We start from the raw sequence: 1,250 nt of genomic DNA on the forward strand, positions 1-1,250 counted from the left end.
TGATCTTCCCTCGATTTCATGGACACGTGGTTACGCGACTGCTGCCCGCGCTTCATACTCAGCTGGGGAGTGATAGCCGAGGGTTGAGTGCCGACGCTGCCGATTGTAGAACCCCTCGATGTATTCGAAGATCTCCTTCTTGGCTTCGTCTCGGGTGGCATAGTGCCGATGGTACACGAGCTCCCGCTTGAGCGTTCCAAAGAAACTTTCGACGCACGCGTTGTCCCAGCAGTTGCCTTTGCGGCTCATACTGGGAATAAGGCCATACTCAGCGAGTCGGTGCTGGTAGCTCGTCGCGGCATACTGACTGCCGCGGTCCGAATGGTGCAGGAGCCCTACCCTGGGAATTCGGTTCATCACGGCCATCAGGAGGGCCTGCTCCGCCAACTCACCCGTTAATCGCTGGCCCATCGCCCAGCCGACCACCCGGCGTGAATACAGATCGAGTAGAACCGCCAGATAGAGCCAGCCCTCCCGTGTCCAGACGTAGGTCAGGTCTCCGGCCCACACTCGATTAGGAGCTTCAACCGTGAAGGCCCGATCCAGAGTATTCGCGGCCACCGGGAACTGATGCTGGGACTGGGTGGTGGCGCGCCACTTCGTCACGGTCTTCGCCCGAATACCGTCTTGGCGCATGAGCCGAGCGACGCGATGCTCGCCAACGCGGTGCCCCTGTTTGACTAAGGCGTCCCAGATCCGGGGACTGCCGTACGTTTCCCGCGACTCCTGGTGGATCACCCGAATGGCTGAGCGCAGTATACGCGTCTGGATGGACCGGGCACTTTCAGGCCGTGATCGCCACGCGTAATAGCCCGCTGCCGAGACGGCGAGGACACGGCACATTAAGCGGATCGGATAGCGACGGTCGTGTTCGTGGATCACGCGGTATCTCATCGCGACTCCTTCGCGAAGAACGCCGCCGCACGTTTTAAAAAATCCCGCTCCTGCTTCAAAATAGCATTTTCCCGCCGGAGCTGGATCAGTTCCGCCTGTTCGGCCCGGAGAGAGTGCCGGGTCTGTCCACACCCCTCAGCCTGCTGTTGCTCCGCGCGCCACCGGTAGAGGAGATGGTCCGCAATCCCCAGATCCCGCGCCACCTGTGCAACGGGATGTCCTGACTCCCGGACTAAGCGCACCGCTTCTTCTTTGAACGCCTCCGTATACGACCGTCGTGTCTTCGAGCTCATACTGTCCTCCGATTTCCTCATTCTCCCACTTAGGGAGGTGTCTGTGAAATCGGGGGAAGGGCA

1 protein-coding gene is annotated in these 1,250 nt (G+C 60.3%); it reads right to left on the bottom strand.

Features of this window, described 5'->3' with window-relative positions; genetic code table 11:
- Window positions 1-30 precede the first annotated feature (30 nt).
- A protein-coding gene (locus COMA2_RS14095) for an IS3 family transposase (protein ID WP_407919001.1) occupies window positions 31-1,187 on the bottom strand; the annotation gives its coding sequence in 2 pieces (ribosomal slippage) (window positions 31-923 and window positions 923-1,187; 1,158 coding nt in all).
- Window positions 1,188-1,250: the final 63 nt, after the last annotated feature.

Source organism: Candidatus Nitrospira nitrificans, assembly GCF_001458775.1.
Taxonomy (GTDB): domain Bacteria; phylum Nitrospirota; class Nitrospiria; order Nitrospirales; family Nitrospiraceae; genus Nitrospira_D; species Nitrospira_D nitrificans.